General features: G+C 60.7%; 15 protein-coding genes. 4 read left to right on the top strand and 11 right to left on the bottom strand.

Going from position 1 to position 16,782, the window contains the following annotated elements; genetic code table 11:
* Positions 1-78 precede the first annotated feature (78 nt).
* Positions 79-708, top strand: a complete 630-nt coding sequence (locus V5N47_RS07220) for an Sjogren's syndrome/scleroderma autoantigen 1 family protein (protein ID WP_338730201.1) — start codon at positions 79-81, stop codon at positions 706-708.
* Here V5N47_RS07220 and V5N47_RS07215 read toward each other — a convergent pair.
* A complete protein-coding gene (locus V5N47_RS07215; RefSeq protein ID WP_338730200.1) occupies positions 705-3,131 on the bottom strand; it encodes a DEAD/DEAH box helicase in 2,427 nt (808 codons plus the stop codon). The genes V5N47_RS07220 and V5N47_RS07215 overlap by 4 nt on opposite strands.
* Before the next feature lie 93 nt (positions 3,132-3,224).
* Here V5N47_RS07215 and V5N47_RS07210 point away from each other — a divergent pair, with 93 nt between their 5' ends.
* Positions 3,225-3,710, top strand: coding sequence for a TrkA C-terminal domain-containing protein (locus V5N47_RS07210; RefSeq protein ID WP_338730199.1), 486 nt, complete (start codon positions 3,225-3,227; stop codon positions 3,708-3,710).
* A gap of 1 nt (position 3,711) precedes the next feature.
* Positions 3,712-4,914 (top strand): cation:proton antiporter, encoded by a 1,203-nt coding sequence (locus V5N47_RS07205; RefSeq protein WP_338730198.1) that lies wholly within the window; start codon positions 3,712-3,714, stop codon positions 4,912-4,914.
* A 29-nt stretch (positions 4,915-4,943) separates the two neighbouring features.
* Here V5N47_RS07205 and V5N47_RS07200 read toward each other — a convergent pair whose 3' ends face one another.
* The 10 genes from V5N47_RS07200 to V5N47_RS07155 all read right to left on the bottom strand — a co-directional run bounded on the left by V5N47_RS07200 (position 4,944) and on the right by V5N47_RS07155 (position 16,221).
* Positions 4,944-5,540, bottom strand: a complete 597-nt coding sequence (locus V5N47_RS07200) for a dolichol kinase (protein WP_338730197.1) — start codon at positions 5,538-5,540, stop codon at positions 4,944-4,946.
* Positions 5,540-7,279, bottom strand: coding sequence for a glycine--tRNA ligase (gene glyS / locus V5N47_RS07195; RefSeq protein WP_338730196.1), 1,740 nt, complete (start codon positions 7,277-7,279; stop codon positions 5,540-5,542). Before glyS ends, V5N47_RS07200 begins: the two co-directional genes overlap by 1 nt.
* A complete protein-coding gene (locus V5N47_RS07190; protein ID WP_338730195.1) occupies positions 7,276-8,127 on the bottom strand; it encodes a CBS domain-containing protein in 852 nt (283 codons plus the stop codon). Before V5N47_RS07190 ends, glyS begins: the two co-directional genes overlap by 4 nt.
* Before the next feature lie 94 nt (positions 8,128-8,221).
* Positions 8,222-8,845 carry a hypothetical protein gene (locus tag V5N47_RS07185; RefSeq protein WP_338730194.1) on the bottom strand — a complete coding sequence of 208 codons (624 nt, stop codon included), beginning with the start codon at positions 8,843-8,845 and terminating at the stop codon, positions 8,222-8,224.
* Positions 8,846-8,885: 40 nt separating this feature from the next.
* Complete coding sequence (locus V5N47_RS07180; RefSeq protein WP_338730193.1) at positions 8,886-9,281, bottom strand: hypothetical protein; 396 nt, start codon at positions 9,279-9,281, stop codon at positions 8,886-8,888.
* Entirely contained in the window at positions 9,278-10,663 is a 1,386-nt protein-coding gene (locus V5N47_RS07175; RefSeq protein ID WP_338730192.1) for an oligopeptide/dipeptide ABC transporter ATP-binding protein, read from the bottom strand. The genes V5N47_RS07180 and V5N47_RS07175 overlap by 4 nt, the downstream gene beginning before the upstream one ends.
* Positions 10,660-11,742: an ABC transporter ATP-binding protein gene (locus tag V5N47_RS07170; protein ID WP_338730191.1), complete on the bottom strand. Its 1,083-nt coding sequence runs from the start codon at positions 11,740-11,742 to the stop codon at positions 10,660-10,662. The genes V5N47_RS07175 and V5N47_RS07170 overlap by 4 nt, the downstream gene beginning before the upstream one ends.
* Entirely contained in the window at positions 11,739-13,217 is a 1,479-nt protein-coding gene (locus V5N47_RS07165) for an ABC transporter permease (protein ID WP_338730189.1), read from the bottom strand. Before V5N47_RS07165 ends, V5N47_RS07170 begins: the two co-directional genes overlap by 4 nt.
* A gap of 2 nt (positions 13,218-13,219) precedes the next feature.
* Positions 13,220-14,251: an ABC transporter permease gene (locus V5N47_RS07160; protein ID WP_338730188.1), complete on the bottom strand. Its 1,032-nt coding sequence runs from the start codon at positions 14,249-14,251 to the stop codon at positions 13,220-13,222.
* Positions 14,252-14,400: 149 nt separating this feature from the next.
* Entirely contained in the window at positions 14,401-16,221 is a 1,821-nt protein-coding gene (locus V5N47_RS07155; protein WP_338730187.1) for an ABC transporter substrate-binding protein, read from the bottom strand.
* Positions 16,222-16,547: 326 nt separating this feature from the next.
* Between V5N47_RS07155 and V5N47_RS07150 the strand changes: the two genes are divergently transcribed.
* Positions 16,548-16,721 (top strand): hypothetical protein, encoded by a 174-nt coding sequence (locus V5N47_RS07150; protein ID WP_338730186.1) that lies wholly within the window; start codon positions 16,548-16,550, stop codon positions 16,719-16,721.
* Positions 16,722-16,782 lie beyond the last annotated feature (61 nt).

The raw sequence follows: 16,782 nt of genomic DNA, 5'->3' as shown, positions 1-16,782 counted from the left end.
ACCGTGGCCTTCTTGCGGGAAAATGTCGCCGCAAACTTCGCCGGAGGCCTTTTTGAGATAGCGTGCGTGCAGTCGAGTATGAGTGGGTTCGACAAAGAGGCAGAACGCCAACGCCTCCGCGAACAGTTCAAGAAGGACGAGGCGAACCGCAAAGAGACCGAACGCATGAGCGAGCTGTTGCTCAAGGGCGCGACGATGACCAACAAGCACTGTGACACCTGTGGCGACCCCATCTTCCGCTATCAGGGCCAAGAGTTCTGTGCCACCTGCGAAGGCAACAAACAGGACGCACGCGACGCACAGGCGCAGCAGGCACAACAAAACCAGCAGACACAACAATCGCAAGCCGACCAATCCACCCAACCACAACCTGAAGCCGAAAACGGCGCACACCCCGTCGAACAGGCGGCCGCCGAGGCGAAAGCAAATGAGCTCGAAGCGGCCCAGCAAGCCGCCGAATCCGCGATGGACGACCTCGGCGAGCAGGCGACCGAAATCGCCCGTGCGCCCCCGCAGTCAACACCACAGAATTCACCTGCCACGCAAACCGCAGACCTCACCCAGGCCCAACAATCGCTCGTCCGCACGCTCACGAAACTCACTGAAGCCGCAGAACAGGAAGACGATGTCGGGCGTACGAAAGAGTATCTCGAAGCCGCCCACGAAGCCGCAGATGCGCTCGCCGCCGTCAAAAAAGCGGGCCGCTAGTTCTGCTTCGATTTGTAGTCGCTGCCCACCACTTCTCGAATCCGTTCGGCCGTCACCTTGCCAACGCCCTTCACTTCCATCAACTCCGCTTCGGTGGCTTCCATGACGGCTTCGACTGTCCCGAAGTCAGCCAGTAACGCCCGCGACGTGACCGGGCCGATGTCGGCAATCGACGCGACGACGTACTCCTGTTGTTCGGTGAGCGTTTTCTTCGTCTTCTTGCCGTGGACGCGCACCTCGCGCTGTTCGGTTTGCTGCTCGCGAGAGGCAATCACTTGGAGCAGGTCAGCCGTGTCTTTCTGGTCTTCAGTGCGCAGCACGCTCGCGCCGAAATCGATGGCGAGCGAGGCAAGCGCGCCGCGAATCGCGTTCGGGTGGACGTTGCGCTCGCCGTACAAATTATCGCCTTCGATGATGACGACGGGGCGGCCGTAGTAGCGCGCCGCGTCGCCCACCTGCTCGAACATCGAGCGGTCGCCTCCGGTCAGGGTATCGAGGAAATCAGAGACCGATTTTCGCTCGACGACGACGCGGTCTGAAAGCACGTAATCGCCGACTTCGAGCGTCTCTAAACGGATTTTCACGCCGTCGCGCTTCGAGAGGTCGCGGGCGATGGTCGAATCGAGTTCGCGCTGGTCGGCGACGATTTCGACCACGTCCTCGTCTTCGATGCCGCCCGCCCGCGGCACGTCTTTCTCGGGTTCGGCTTCGTCGTCTTCGCCGCCCTCTTTCTTTGCCTCTGCAAAGTCAGTCAGCGCGGGCTGCACGTTCTTTTTCGCCTCGCTCCCGCCGTTTGCCTCGGCTTTCACCGCCGCGCTCTCTTTGCCGGTCTCCGCGCTCGCAAACTCGCTCAGCGCGTGTTGGCCAAGTTCCGTTTCGATGTCTGCGACGATGCCTTTCAGCTTCTGCAACTCGTCTTGCATCTTCGACTCTTCCTGTCGAGACTTCCAGAAAAAGGCCTCGTCGCGCGTGTTCTTGGCGATGAGCACGACGACGCGGCCCTCTGCCTGCCGCCCGGTCCGGCCTTTGCGCTGAATCGAGCGAATCCCCTTCGGAACAGGTTCGTAGAACAGCACCAAGTCGACTTCCGGCACGTCTAAGCCTTCCTCTGCGACGGACGTGGAGACGAGCACCTCGAACTCGCCGCCGCGGAAGGCGTCGAGCGTCTCTTGTTGCTCTTTTTGGGTCATCCCGTCGGAGCCCTCGCGGTCACCTTGGCCGACGAACTTTCGCACCGAGAAGTGCGCAGAGAGGAACTCCACGAGCGTCTCTGCGGTGTCGCGGTACTCGGTGAACACGATGACGCGCTCGCCGTCTTTGATACCGAGAGTCTCTGCTATCAGCATCCGCGTTTGGGAGAGTTTCGGGTGCAGGCCGTCGTACTCGCGGGCTTTCCGCATCGCCTCGCGGATTTTCGGCTCGGAGACGAGTCGCTGGCTGGCTTTCGACGCGCCTGACGACCGCGCCTCGTTACGCAGCCGTTCGAAGTAGGCGATGAGCGATTCGACGCCTTGGGATTCGACGACTTCGACGGCGTGTTTCAGCTTCATCACCTCGGCGTGAACGCTCATCCCTTTGTACCCCTCAGACTGGTCGTTGCGGATGAGTTTCTGGAGTTCCTTTTGGGCGGCGAACAGCTCCTTCCTCGAAATGTCCACACGCGCGGATTTCAGGACGCCAAGCTGTTTCAGCTTCTCCAGACGGTCTTTGACCACCTCGTTCATCCCGTCGCGGATTTCCAAAATTTCCTTCGGCACTTGGACGTTTTTCCACTCGACTTCCGTGTCGTGGGTGTACTCGTCTACGTCAGAATCGCCCTCGCCTTTCACGGCCACATTCGAGAGGCCGAGGTTCTGACAGACGGTGAGGATTTCCTCTGAATCGCCGCCCGGCGACGCGCTCATGCCCGTCACGAGTGGCTCATCGGCATCTGCGTGATACCGCTCTGCGATGTAGCAGTAGGCGTAGTCACCGGTCGCGCGGTGGCACTCGTCGAAGGTGAGGTGGGTTACGTCAGCGAGTGAAATTCGACTGCCGACGAGGTCGTTTTCGATGACCTGTGGGGTGGCGATGATGATTGTTGCGTCCTGCCAGAGGGAGACGCGGTCGTCGGGGCGCACCTCGCCCGTGAACACGACGACCTCCTCGTCGGGGATGTCGAGGGCCATCCGATAGAACTCGGCGTGCTGCTGGACGAGCGGCTTCGTCGGCGCGAGCAACACGGACTTGCCGCCGTGTTGCTGGAGGCGTTGGGCGGTGACGAGGAGGCTCACCGTGGTCTTCCCGAGGCCGGTTGGCAGGCACACAAGCGTATGGTCCGATTGGGCGTCGCCCGCGAGTTCGATTTGATACAGTCTGCGCTCGATGACCGACGGGACGAGCATCGGGTGGTCTACGTAGGCTTGCTGGTCGGTCGCCGCCATTTTACGAAAATTTGGCGTGCCCTCGGTTAAGGGTTCGTGTAGCGGGGTGAAAGTGGCCGACTGCTTATTGGTCTCTCCTGCGAAGGCTCTCGTATGACGGTTTACGAATCTGATATCCCGGGTGTGGGACGGAAATTCGAATTGGAGGTTGGCGGTGATGCGCGACTCATCACGCTTATCCACCACGACGGTCGCCGAGAGGTGTTCTATCGGCCGAATCCGGATGCTGATAGCCAAAAACTGTTCGACTTAGACAGCCAGCGCGCCCGCCAGTTCGGCGCGATTCTCGAAGGCGCGTACTTCGAGTCGGTCGCCGTCGAAAACCTCTCTGTCCCCCTCGGAAACGCCATCATCAACTGGGAGTCGGTTCCCGAATACTCGCCGCTCGCCGGAAAAACGCTCGCTGACTCCGGCATTCGCGCAACGACGGGAGCCTCCGTCATCGCCATCCAACGCGGCGAAGACACCATCCCGAACCCCGGCCCTGAGACGACCATCGAGCCCGGCGACTATCTCGTCGCCCTCGGCACGCGCGAGCAGGTTACCGCGCTCAACAAACTGCTCTCGTCTGGAGCCTGAGATGGCGGCTGGGCCAGCCGGAAATCTCCTCCTCGAAGCGGGCGTCGTGTTCGCTGTCCTCGCAATCAGCGGGAGCATTGCGAGCCGCCTCGGGCAGTCGGTGATTCCCGCCTACATCCTCTTTGGCATCCTCATCGGCCCCTTCGCGCCCGAAATCGCAGGACAGTCGCTCACGCTCATCGAGACGCGAGAGTTCATCGACCTGCTTGCGGAGCTCGGTATCGTCTTTTTGCTGTTTTTCATCGGCCTCGAATTCAGCTTCGACCGCCTGCTGCAGGCGGGGAGCAAGCTCGGTATTGCCGGGGGCGTCGATTTCGTCGTGAATTTCGGCATCGGCGTTCTCGCGGGCTTCGCCCTCGGCTTCTCGCCGCTCGAGACGTTCTTCCTCGCTGGTATCGTCTACGCGTCTTCGAGCGCCATCATCACGAAAACGCTCGTTGACCTCGGGTGGATTGCAGACCCCGAGAGCGAGACCATCCTCGGCGTGCTCGTGTTCGAAGACATCGTCCTCGCCGTCTACCTCGCCATCCTCACTGCGCTCGCGTTCGGTGACGGCGGCCTTGCTGAGATTGGAGCGTCCCTCGCCCGGTCAGGCGCATTCCTCGTCGTGCTCGTCGCCCTCGCCGCCCGCGGCCAACCACTGATTGAACGCCTCTTAGACGTGCAATCGTCCGAACTGTTCTTGCTCCGCATCGTTGGCGCAATCGTGTTCGTTGGCGGGCTTGCACTCGCCTTTGGCGTGAGCGAAGCCGTTGCCGCCTTCTTTATCGGCGCAGCGTTCGGCACGACCTCCCACGCCCACCGCATCGAGCGCATCATCTCCTCTGAGCGCGACATTTACGCCGCCGTATTCTTCTTCTCGATCGGCCTCAGCACGAATCCCCGGCTCTTGGTCACGGTCGCTGTGCCCGTCCTCGTACTCGTCGTCGTGACCACCGCGAGCAAACTCTTCTCAGGGTACGTGAGCGGCCAGCGTTACAATCTCGGCCCGCGGCGCTCGGTTCGCGTCTCACTTGCCATGATTGCCCGCGGCGAGTTCTCGCTCGTCGTCGCCGCGATTGCCGCCACTGCTGGTGGATCGCTCGTGCTGAGCGAGACGATTCCCGCGATTGGCGTCGGTTACGTCCTCGTCATGAGCATTCTGGGGACGATGGCGATGCGCTACTCGAAGACGGTCGAGCGATGGCTGGGCGTCGCCGTCTAACTCGTCACAAACGTTCTACAAAGCCGCCTTTAGAACAGGAACGACAGATTCTGCACCGCACTCGGCAGGTAGGTGAGCGCGAGGTACATCGTCACCGCAGAGCCGAGCGGAATCGTGAGGTTGTCGTCGATGACGTAGCCCGCGATGATGGGCTTGACGCCGTCTGCGATGGTCGCCGCAAGCGCACCGAGAACGGCGACGACGAACGGGACGAACCACGTCGCGATGAACAACGTCACGCCAAACATCGCAAGCAGGACGTACGCCTGCTTTGCAGCCCGCAACTCGCCCGAGCCGAGAATCCCGCTGATTGGGTCACCAATCGAGAGCATCAACATGGCGGGAATCGCAATCTGTGGCTCGAACACGAGCGCAACCGCGGTGACGCCCCAGACGTAGAGCGCGTAGCCCGCGAGGTTGTCCTTCTCGTATTCGCGGGTCAGGTCGTCGTAGATTTTCCAGTCGAGGCCGATGATGAGGCGGACGATTTCGAGAAACAGCACGACCACCGACCCGGCGATGAGCGCGTAGCCCAACTGCTGCCATGTGAGCACGCCTAGCCAGTACGAAAGGGGGGCGAGAATGCCCGAGGCGTGGATGAGTCGGCGTTCGATTTCGTCGTCCATCAGAGGTCGTCAAACGAACGGTCGCCTGCGCGGAGCGCAAGGAGGAGTTCAGGGAGGTCGGCAATGGCGACGCGGGCTTGGGCGGTCGTGTCGCGTTCACGGACGGTCACCGTGCCGTCTTCGAGCGATTCGTAGTCCACGGTCACGCAAAATGGCGTGCCGATTTCGTCCTGTCTGCGATAGCGGCGACCGATGTTGCCCGAGTCGTCGTAGGCCGCGGACAGGCCGTACTGACGCAGCGTGTCTGCGATTTCTCTGGCCTGCTCGCCCATGCCGTCGCGGTCCATCAGCGGGAAGACGGCGACGTTCGTCGGCGCGAGTTCGGGCACGAGTTTGAGGAAGGTTCGTTCCTCGCCATCGACTTCGTCCTCGGTCAGCGCGTGTTCGAGCACGGTGTGAACGATGCGGCCGACACCGAACGACGGTTCGACGACGTGGGGCGTGATGTGCTCGCCCGATTCGGTCTGTTCTTCGACCGCAAAGCCGGTCTTCTCGACAGGAATCGTGTACGCCTCGCCATCGACTTCGACCGTCACCTCATCGCCGTCGAACGCGCTGCGGTCGCGGGCGGCGAGAGCTTCGAGTTCCTCGACAATCTGCCCGGCCGCGGAACCGTACTCGGGGCCGAGATAGGCCATATCAGGGTCGACAACGGCGCGCTCGACCGTCTTTGGCTCGTCGTACTGCTTGAAGATGGTGAACTCTTCGCCCGAGTGCGCGCCGTGGTGCGAGAGGTCGTAGTCGCCTCGGTAGGCGAAGCCGGTGATTTCGACCCAGTTGCCGTCCAGTTCGGCCTCTGCGTCCCAGCAATCGCTCGCGTAGTGGGCGCGCTCGCCCGCGAGGTGCTGGCGATAGCGGAATCGGTTCATGTCCACGCCGATGCGCTCGTACCAGCCCGTTGCGACGCCAAGGTAGTAGCCGACCCACGGACTCTCGATGACGCCCTGTTCGACGGCATCGCCGACGGTCATAGTGACGTACTCCTGGCCGTCTGCTTCCTGCTGGGCCGCCGGGTAGAGCGTCACTTCCACGTCCGCGACGCGGTGGAGCGGCGGTTCGTCCTCTTCGGGGTCGATGAAGTGTTCGAGTTCGGCTTGCGTGAACTCACGGACGCGAATCAAGCCGCGTCGGGGGCTAATCTCGTTGCGGTAGGCCGTGCCAATCTGAGCAACGCCAAAGGGGAGCGTGTTGCGAGCGTACGCTTTGAGGCGGGGGAACTCCACGAAGATACCCTGTGCCGTCTCGGGGCGCAGGTAGCCCGGCGACGACGAGCCGGGACCGATGTTCGTGCCGAACATGAGGTTGAACTCAGAGACTGCGGTACCCGCGAGTTTCGCGTGACACGCTGGGCATTCGAGGTCGTACTCCGCGATGAGGTCTGCGACCTCCTCGGGCGAGTAGCTCTCTGCCTCTTCGATGTCCGTGTTGTCTTCGACGAGGTGGTCTGCGCGGTGGTTTTCGCCACACTCCGGGCACTCCACGATCATGTCGTCGAAGCCGTCGAGATGGCCGGACGCTTCGAATACCGGTTCTGGCATGATGGTCGGCGCGTCGATTTCCTCGTGACCTTCTTTGACGACGAACTGGTCGCGCCAGGTGTCTTCGAGGTTGCGCTTCAGCGCGGCACCCTGCGGGCCGTAGACGTAGAACCCAGCGACGCCGCCGTAGGCACCCGAGGCGGGGAAGTAGAAGCCGCGGCGCTTTGCGAGTTCCGAGAGTCGTTCTGCGTCAGCGCTCATTGGAGACAGGCGACGAGGAGGTCCATGTCGCGGAGGATGCCGATGAGTTCGTCACCGCTCATGACCGGAATCTGTTCGATGTCTTCGTTGCGCATCAGCTTCGCCGCGTCCTGTGCGGTGCGCCGTCGGCCAATCGTTTTCAGGTCGTCGCTCATGAACTCGCTGACCGGGCCGGATGGCAGTTCGACGTTGCGGGTGGGCAGGTAGCGGTTGCCCGTTGCCTTGATGCCCTCCCACATCCACTCGTCGTCCTCGTTGGCGATGGAATCGCCCGTGCCGTCTTCGCCTTCAACCACGCGCGCGACGTTCAGGATATCGACTTCGGTGATGATGCCCGCAACCTCGGCTTCGTCGTCTAACACGACGCCGTAGGCTTCGTCAGCGTAGGACAGTTCGCGCTCACAGACGCGCAGTGGCGCACCCGAAAACACGGTGTTGACGCGGTATTCGTAGAGGTCGCCGACTTCCATCTCACCGGGGGCGTCACCGGCGGCAATGGCGCGGACCACGTCGGTCACGGTGACGATGCCCTCTAACTGTCCGTCCACGACGGGTACGCGGCGGGCACCCTCTGCGATCATCACTTCTGCAACGTCGGTGATTTCTGCGTCTGCTTGCGTCGTCGGCACTTCTTCGACGAGCAGTGCAAGCTGGTCTTCGTCCGGGTCTGCAATCAGGGCTTCACGCGAGACGAGGCCGCGGAACTCCTCGCCGTCCTCGGTCTGTTTGATGACCGGAACCGACGAAAATTTGCGCTCCTGGAGATATTCGAGCACGTCATCTCGCGTGCCGGGTAACTCCACCGTCACGAGCGAGTCACGCGGCGTCATCGCATCAGAGACTTTCATTGTCTGTTACTTGCGCCATGCAGGTACTAAGTACTTCCACCTTGAGCATGCAGCCCACACCCGCAGAAAAACCCCCTCGTTTCCGCTGGAACGCTTATTCTTCAGACTGCTCTTGCATCGCTTCGACTTCTTCTGCACTGTACGCTTTCCCGCTCACGTCCGATTGCGGGTCGCCCATCGCGCCGTAGTGCTGTTTGAAGTCTGCTGCGTGCGGGAAGAATTTGGCTGGGTCGTCGTGTTTGAACGAGCCGAGCACTGTCCCGTCGAGCTTCTGGACGTGGGTGTATATCTCGCCTTCGTCCATCGCGTGGGAGACGAGGTTGCCCGCGTTCCAGAGTTCGTACTGCCCGGCGATGAAGATGGCATTTTTCGAGGGCTCGTCAAGGAGTTTGGTGACGAAAAACACGTGGCCGTCCATCTCGTTGCGGAACACGTCGTAGGTGGGGAACTCGCCTGCTTCGAACGCCGCGACGAAGTCGTCTGCGTAGTTGCCGGGGATGACGTGGACGAGACCAAAGCGACCTTTTGGCCCGGCGTCTGGTGGTTCGGTCGCGGTGTGTCCGGCGGCGACGTAATACGCATTCCAGCCCTGCTCTTCGTACTCTGCGGCCATGGCTTTCATCTCGTCGATGGTCGCCGTCCAGCCGTTTTTCAGCACGTCTGCATCCTGGGCCAGCCGGTCTGCGTACTCCTGTTGGTCGTCTCCGTGTTCGGGCATACTCGCTCTAGACCACTACTCCCGGTAAAAGTTGTTGACTTTAGGCACCAATCCCCAAGCCAAACTCCATCACGAGCGAGATGGAGAGCGTAAGGAGACTCGCGAGAAACAGCTTCGTCGACCCCCGCATCCGGTCGTTTACGGGGAGCGTCGTCCCGCTGAGCGGGAGGGCGCGGTAGAGCAGGCGTTCGAACGGCGTTTCGTCCCGGCCCGTGTCGGACTGTTTGTTCCACGGCGCTCGTGGCCGCAACTGGAAGGCGGCAACGCCGAATGCGAGAAAGCCGAGTACGAACAGCATGTTTTTCACGCCGGGTAACCCGCCGCCGACGCCGAAGCTCACGAGCGCAGAAACCGCGAATAACACGAGCGTCACCGCACCGATGTACGCAAGCGCATCGACCGCTTGCTGGGTTCGCAGTGACGACTCGCCGCTCATCGAGCGAAGATGTGTTCGTCGAGATACTCAGCTGGCTCTTCGTACTCGGCGTTGTGGCGATGGCAGAGGCTCAGACGACCCGACTCGCTCACCGAAAGCTGTTCGGGCTTGATGATGTCTGCGTCGCCGTTTGCGCGCTGTGCGTTCTCGGGAACGACGCCGTCACAGATGCTGCCGAACTCCTTGCGGAGGTAGGCCGCAGCCTCTTTCTCGCTGCCATTCGCGACGAGTTCCTCGGCTTCGGTGAGGTGGGTGCGAATCTCAGCCGGAACATCGAGGTCGCCAAACACCTCGCGGTTGATCTCCTCGATGTTCGAAAAGCGCGTCTGCATGCCAAGCACTTCGCGGGCACGCTCGCCAATCGACTTGTCTGCGCGGGTGCGTTCACGGACGATTTCGCGGAGTAACTCAACGCCACTCCACACGTCCACGTCTACGTCTTGGTACTTCGGCGGGCGAATCTTCGCCGGACAGCGCGTGCTGAACGGACAGCCCTGTGGCGGGTCGCGCGGACTCGGTGGCGTCCCACGAAGCGTAATACGCTCGCGCTCGACCGTCGGGTTCGGGTCTGGAATCGCAGACAGCAACGAGAGCGTATACGGGTTCGCCGGGTCGGTGAACAGCTCTTCTGTGTCGCCAATCTCCATGATGTGTCCGAGGTACATCACGGCGGTTCGGTCACAGATGTGGCGCACCACAGAGAGGTCGTGGGCGATGAACAGATATGTCAGCCCGAACTCTTGTTGTAAGTCATCAAGCAGGTTCAGGATTTTTGCCTGCACGGACACGTCGAGTGCCGACACCGGTTCGTCTAAGACGACGAACTCCGGTTCGAGCGCGAGCGCACGGGCAATCCCGATACGCTGGCGCTGGCCCCCGGAGAACTGGTGGGGATAGCGGTAGTAGTGCTCCTCGCGCAGGCCAACGGTTTCGAGCAGGTTTCGCACCTTGTCGCGGCGTTCGCGTGGGTCGCCAATCTCGTGGACGTCGAGGGGTTCGCGGATGATCTCCCCGACCGTCATGCGGTCGTTGAGGCTGGACTCTGGGTCTTGGAAGACAATCTGGGCGTTGCGCCGCCAGTTTTTCAGGTCGGCGCCGGACAGCTTCGTGATGTCCGTGCCCTTGTACTTGACCTCGCCGCCGGTCGCCTTCTCTAAGCGAACGAGCGTGCGGCCAAGCGTGGTCTTCCCACAGCCAGACTCGCCGACGAGGCCGAGCGTTTCGCCCTTCTTGATCTCGAAGTTGACGCCATCAACGGCTTTTACGGGGTTGCCGCTGAACAGCCCACTGCTCTCGTAGTAGGTCTGTAAGTTGTTCACCTCGACCAGCGTCTGGCCCGTTGCGACGGTCGTCTCGAACTCGCTTGTTGTTTCACTGCTCATTGTTCATACTCCCCGCTTCGCGCGCGGTGGGTCTCGACTGCGTCCTCCCGAGTGCCGTCCTCGGGATACAGGAGACAGGCGGCGGTGTGGTTGTCTGCCGATTCGTGTATCGGTACCGACACTGGGTGGACCGAATTACACTCGTCAAACGCCTTCGGACAGCGCGGTGCGAACCGACAGTACGTTGCGGGTTCGTTCGGCGTCGGCACCTCGCCTTTGATGGTGCGAAGCCGGTCTTCGCCCGGATGGCGGCCGGGAATACTTTCGAGCAGCCCCTCCGTGTACGGGTGCTTGGGGTCGCCAAACAGCTCTTCGACCGGTGCGGACTCGATAATCTCGCCCGCGTACATCACGTTCACGCGATCTGCAATCTCCGCGATGACACCCATGTCGTGGGTGATGAACATGATCGAGAGGCCGCGTTCTTCTTGAATCTCCTCTAAGAGTTCGAGAATCTGGGCCTGAATCGTCACGTCGAGTGCCGTCGTTGGCTCGTCTGCGATGATGAGTTCTGGCTTACTCGCCAGTGCCATCGCGATGACGGCGCGCTGGCGCATCCCACCGGAGAACTGGTGAGGGTACTCGTCAACGCGACGCCGAGCGTCCGGGATGCTCACGGCTTCGAGCAGGCGGACGGCTTCTTCGGTCGCCTCGTGACCGCGCAGCCCGCGGTGCAGGCGGAGCACTTCCTTAATCTGGTTCCCGACGGTGTACACCGGGTTGAGCGAGGTGAGCGGGTCTTGGAAAATCATCGAGATGCCGGGTCCGCGAATCTTGCGGTACTCAGCTTCCGATTTCCCGACCAGCTCTTCGCCCTTGAAGCGAATCGACGAGCCATCGAGGATTCGGCCGGGTGAGTCGACGATGCCCATAATCGAGCGGGCGGTCACCGACTTCCCGGATCCGGACTCGCCGACGATGCCGACGGTTTCGCCTTCGCGGATGTCGAAGCTGATGCCGTCGACCGCGCGGATGACCTCCTTGTCAGTGAAGAAGGCCGTTCGCAGACTGCTCACGTCGAGGACGGGTTCGCCCGTCTCTCGTTGCTGGCTCTGTTCGAGTTCGTCCATCGAACTCATCCACCACCACCTCCGGCGGCAGCAGCAGCCTCACCGCCAGTGTCGTCACCAACACCACTCTTTGGGTCGAGCGAGTCGCGGATGCCGTCGCCGAGCGCGTTGAACGCCGTCACGACGAGCACGATGAGCAGGCCGGGGATGAGCGAAACGTGCCATGCGTCGGTGGTCACGTAGTTCTGTCCGGCGCTGATGGCGCTGCCCCATTCGGGCGTTGGCGGCGAGATGCCAAGGCCGAGGAACGACAGCGCGGAGGTGCCGATGATGATGCCACCGAGCGTCATCGAGCCGTAGATGAGCAGGTAGCCGAGGATGTACGGCAGCATGTGTTTTTTCATCGTCACGGTCGAGCGCTGCCCGTAGCTGCGGGCGGCGTCAACCCACTCTTGCTCTGAGACCTGGAACGCAGGCCCGCGGATGGCGCGCCAGAGGAACGGCCAGCCCGTCCCGGCGAAGATGAGCGCAATCAGCAAGCCCCCGTTGTAGATGCTTGACAGCCAGTGGTCTGAGAACACCACTGAGAGCAAGATGAGGATGAGCAGTTGTGGCAGGCTCATGATGGAGTCACTCGCCACAACCGTTGCGAGGTCAACCAGCCCCTTGTAGTACGCCGTGAGCAGGCCAAAGCCGGCCGCGAGGAACGTACTCAGGCTGATGGAGACGAGGCCGATGAACAGCGACACCCGTGCCCCATGTACCATGAAGGTAAACAAGTCTTGTCCGGGTGTTGGCATGGTGCCAAACGGATGGAACCGGCCGTACTCGTCGTACTGCCACGGCTGGATGTTCGTACTTCCTGCCCCGCGTGAGGCAGTCATCAGGTTCGCGTCACCGACGAACGATTCTTGGACGGACTGGGTGTCCTCGTTGAAGTACTTGAACTGGTTTTCGTACGGTCGGTCGATGTTCTCGTCGAACGTGGTTGGTCCAAGCGTCGGCGCGAACACCGCCATAATCACGAAGAGGAACACGATGGTGAAGCCGAACTGACCCCAGCGGTGGTTTTTCATTCGGCGCACCACGTCGTCGCGTGGCGTCCAGTCTGCGTAGCGGTAGTTGTCGCGGAACACCTTGTAGCCCACGAGCACCCACGCGAGGAACGTGAAGGCGTAGGTGTAGGTGAGCAGCACGCGGATGAGCCACGCCCACTTCGGTTCGAGCCCAAGGAAGGTGTTCACCCACGGGCCGTTTGCCGATTCCTGATAGCCCTGGTTCGGGATGAGTTCCCGTGAGGTGAGCGTCGGAATCTGTGCCGCACTCGCCGCGGCGTCTTTGAACGCGGCGGCGAGTGACGCGCCGGTGTCGCCCGGAATCGCGGCAATCACCGACGAGATGAAGCCAAGGATGGTCGTCGCAACCGCCCCGAACTCGAGCATGAACAAGAGTGCCATGATGCCACCCCAGATGAGCGCAGGACGCGGGTTCTCCCTGATACGCTGGAGAAGCGGTACGTCTTCTGTTACACTGTTTTGGCTCATTGTTAGTTGTTATCGTAGCCGACTCGTGGGTCGATGACGGTGTACAGGAAGTCCTGCAGGATGTTCACGGAGAGCGTGAGCAGGATGAAGATGTACATGAGCGACCCCACGAGTGGGAGGTCGCCTTGAACGGTTGCGTCGAAAAACAGCTTGCCAATTCCGTTGATGGCGAAGACGGTTTCGACGAGCACGGAACCACCGATGAGCAAGAACGCCTCACCCGTGATGATGGGGACGAGCGGGATGAGCGCGTTTCTGAACACGTGCTTCCAGACGATCGCGCGGCGGGGCAGTCCCTTCGCGCGAGCGGTCTCGACGTAGTTCGAGTTGATGGTCTCTAACACCGCTGTTCGGCCAATACGCATCTCGTTACCCATCGAGGACGACCCGAGAACCAGGGCAGCGGGCAGAATCTGCTTGACCGCCGCGAGCAGTCGGTTCGGGTCAGAGAGGTTCGTGAGCTCAGGAGAGCGGATGATGTTCGTTTCGACGATCCACGCACTCCAGTTGAAGCCGAACAGGACTTTCTGTGACTGGGTGAGGAGGCTCACCAGAATCACGGCAAGCCAGAAGTTCGGCATCGCTCGCCAGACAATCCCCCCGAACGAAGCGACGTAGTCGCTCCACGTGTTGGGGTGCAGCCCGGCGTAGAAGCCGAGTGGGATGCCAATGAAAATGGCAATCAGGACAGACCAGAAGCCAAGCCAGATGGTGCGTGGTGCACGGGTGGCAATGACCTCGTAGACGGTGGTGTCAGGGCTGATAACCCAGGACTGTCCGAGGTTGAAGGTAAACAGGTCCCAGAGGAACTGGAAGTATTGCTCCCAGATGGGAACCGGCTCACCACTTACTGTTTCGAGGCCGAGGCGGACGGCAATCTCGTGGTATGCTTCTGCAGATCCTGTCGGCCCGAGAATCGACGCGACTGGGTCGACCGGCCCTACCCGGATAATCAGGAAGGTGATGGAGGTCGAGAACACGAGGATCGGAATCGCGAGCAGTACCCGTCGGAGGAAGTAGCTCCAGCGACTCACGATTGGTCACCCCCGTGCCGTTGTGTATAACTCATAATTAATGGTGTAGGCTATTATTTGGTTACCTGTTACGGCAATTATCTCTTTCGTTCCCGAAACACGCTAACAGCGTTCAGCAGTGCGAAAAAACGGAAACGAGTGGGGAGAAGTTACTGCTCTTTCCAGGTGCGGTTAAGCATCTGACGCGAGGTCCCCATGCCACCGAACACTGGCACGTGAACGTTGTTGTAGTAGAAGCGCTCGCGGAGGTTGTGGAACGTGTTGACGAACACGACGTCATCCCAGTTTGCCTCTTCCATCTCGACGTACGCTTCGTTGCGGATTTGCTCTGCTTCTTCCGTTGGGGCGCGGTTGTCGAGAACGCGCTGGAAGGCTTCCTCTGCGCGGTTGGACGCTTCGGTGCCACTCCAGTTCGTGTAGGAGAGTGGGCCTTCTTGGGAGGTGTCCGTGCGCGGTGGGTAGATGAGCTGCAGGAAGTTGTCTGCACCTGGCCAGTCAGCGATCCAGCCGAGGGTGTAAGCTTCTAAGTTACCATTGCGACCGCGTTCGAGCATTGCGGCGAACTCTGCCTGCTCGATTTCGAGGTCGATGTAGGCTGCGCCAAGACGACCCTGGAGGATCTCTGCGATCTGGCTCCACGTCTCGGAGGTGTAGTGGGTGAAGGTCAGGCTGTAGCGGTTGTCCTCGCCGTAGCCAGCCTCTTCCATGACCTGCTGTGCGCCCTGCACGTCGGCTTGGTTGTAGCCGTACGGGTAGCTCTCTTCTGCGTGGGAGTTGTACGCGTTCCCTGCGCCTGGGTAGATGAGCGGTGGCGTGAGGTGGTACGCCGGTGCGACGCGGCTCTTGAACACCTGTTCTGCGAACTCCTTCTGGTTGGTCACGTAGGCGACTGCCTGACGGACTGGCTTTGGCACGCTTGCCGTGTTGAAGCCGAAGTAGAAGGTCGAAATCTCTGGAACGCGGACGTAGTTGACCGTCTCGCCGTTGCGGACGGGGCCGTAGGTACCGATGTCGCGGCCGAGATCGTCGGTGTTGTCAACGGAGACGAGGCTCGGGTCGTACTGTGGCGTTGGGATCGAGAGGAAGTCGGACTTCTTGTCCATCGACCACTCGTACGCGGCGTTGTCGTCTTCGATGATTTCCCAGTTGACGCTGTCGAGGTAGGCTTTCTCGCCGTGGTAGTCCTCGTAGCGGGTGACCGAGGCGTTCGAACCCTGGTCCCAGTTGCCGAACTTGAACGGTCCACAGCCGATTGGGTTGCTCGTTGCGAACTCGCTGTGTTCCATCTCGCCGTCGTAGCCCTCGATGTCGCCAACGATACCTTCTGGAATGCAGGCGAAGGAGGTGTAGGCGAGCATCGCGAGAGTGGACGCGAATGCCTGTTCGAGATCGAAGGTGAGTTCGGTGTCGCTCGTCGCTTCCGCCGAAATCGAGCCTGGGACGTAGGCGTCGTCGGAATCGGTCTCGTGTACCATGCCGAGCGAGTCGAGAATGAAGTAGGTACGACGCGAGTTCTCGGAGGCCGCGAGGCGCTCCCAGGAGTAGACGAAGTCAGCCGCGGTGACCTGCGTCCCGTCGTGGTACGTGGCGTCTTTGAGCGTGAACGTATACTGCGTGAAGTCGTCGTTCGTGGTATAGTCTTCTGCGAGGCTCTGAACAACCGCAGTCTCCCCGTTCGGGTAGATCATGAGGTTGTCGAAGAGCTGACGAATGACGCGACCCGAGGCCGTGTCCGTGGCCTTGATTGGGTCGAGCGTCGTCATCGTGGAGTTGATGAGGTTGAGAGTTCCGCCCGTCTGTGCCTCCATCTCCTCCGTCGTCGTCGTGTCACCGCCGTCGGTGGTCTCACCGTCGGACGTCGTCTCTTCGTCACCGCCACCGCCGGTACATCCGGCAAGTGCCATCGCGGTCGCAGCTGCACCCGTCGCTTGCAGGAAGCGACGTCGGTTGAGGCTGTTACTGTCTGTCATCCATCTGCTCCTTTCTATTGTTACCCGATAAATTTACCGCAATTTCGTTGTGACGTCCCATGCCTTCCGGTAGCACGGTTTTGGTATACTTTGACATGGCATTCAGCACAGAATTATGTTTGCCCTTTTTGGGAATATACCTGTCGTAGGGTAAAATTTGCACTTCACCTATCGCTACCTCCTGAAATCAGACAGTTTTCCCTCTCTCGCGTGCGATAAGACACCATTGATTAATCGTAAAAGATGATGGCGATAACCCCGTGGCACTGCGTGACGTGCCGCCCCAATTCGGAGCGTTTATATTGTTTGTTATGATATAGCATAGTATGGCACCGGACATTACGGCTCGGTCGGAACCGGTCTTTAACGAAGCCGAGGTCATGGCCTCGGTCGATGAAGCGGGGAGCATCTCCCGACTCATCATTGCCGACATTTGCCGTGATGACGCATGGGTATCGTGTCCGGTCAACAACACCGTGACACTTTCCGCCTGGGCATAAGCTACAGCCTTCTTTCGCTTTTCCCACCTGCTCACAGACCTGTACATTTTTCATCGCCGCC

The sequence above is a fragment of the Haladaptatus sp. DJG-WS-42 genome, assembly GCF_037198285.1.
GTDB lineage: Archaea > Halobacteriota > Halobacteria > Halobacteriales > Halococcaceae > QDMS2.
The sequence above is the reverse complement of the archived record's forward strand: the minus strand, read 5'-3'. Positions and strand labels throughout refer to the sequence as shown.

What these genes read in the sequence shown, in the direction of transcription:
- V5N47_RS07210 (WP_338730199.1), top strand. Translation starts at nt 3,225, where the DNA reads ATGACGGTTTACGAATCTGATATCCCGGGTGTGGGACGGAAATTCGAA.
- glyS (WP_338730196.1), bottom strand. Translation starts at nt 7,279, where the DNA reads ATGAGCGCTGACGCAGAACGACTCTCGGAACTCGCAAAGCGCCGCGGC.
- V5N47_RS07190 (WP_338730195.1), bottom strand. Translation starts at nt 8,127, where the DNA reads ATGAAAGTCTCTGATGCGATGACGCCGCGTGACTCGCTCGTGACGGTG.
- V5N47_RS07170 (WP_338730191.1), bottom strand. Translation starts at nt 11,742, where the DNA reads ATGAGTTCGATGGACGAACTCGAACAGAGCCAGCAACGAGAGACGGGC.
- V5N47_RS07175 (WP_338730192.1), bottom strand. Translation starts at nt 10,663, where the DNA reads ATGAGCAGTGAAACAACAAGCGAGTTCGAGACGACCGTCGCAACGGGC.
- V5N47_RS07215 (WP_338730200.1), bottom strand. Translation starts at nt 3,131, where the DNA reads ATGGCGGCGACCGACCAGCAAGCCTACGTAGACCACCCGATGCTCGTC.
- V5N47_RS07220 (WP_338730201.1), top strand. Translation starts at nt 79, where the DNA reads ATGAGTGGGTTCGACAAAGAGGCAGAACGCCAACGCCTCCGCGAACAG.
- V5N47_RS07180 (WP_338730193.1), bottom strand. Translation starts at nt 9,281, where the DNA reads ATGAGCGGCGAGTCGTCACTGCGAACCCAGCAAGCGGTCGATGCGCTT.
- V5N47_RS07165 (WP_338730189.1), bottom strand. Translation starts at nt 13,217, where the DNA reads ATGAGCCAAAACAGTGTAACAGAAGACGTACCGCTTCTCCAGCGTATC.
- V5N47_RS07150 (WP_338730186.1), top strand. Translation starts at nt 16,548, where the DNA reads ATGGCACCGGACATTACGGCTCGGTCGGAACCGGTCTTTAACGAAGCC.
- V5N47_RS07185 (WP_338730194.1), bottom strand. Translation starts at nt 8,845, where the DNA reads ATGCCCGAACACGGAGACGACCAACAGGAGTACGCAGACCGGCTGGCC.
- V5N47_RS07200 (WP_338730197.1), bottom strand. Translation starts at nt 5,540, where the DNA reads ATGGACGACGAAATCGAACGCCGACTCATCCACGCCTCGGGCATTCTC.
- V5N47_RS07155 (WP_338730187.1), bottom strand. Translation starts at nt 16,221, where the DNA reads ATGACAGACAGTAACAGCCTCAACCGACGTCGCTTCCTGCAAGCGACG.
- V5N47_RS07205 (WP_338730198.1), top strand. Translation starts at nt 3,712, where the DNA reads ATGGCGGCTGGGCCAGCCGGAAATCTCCTCCTCGAAGCGGGCGTCGTG.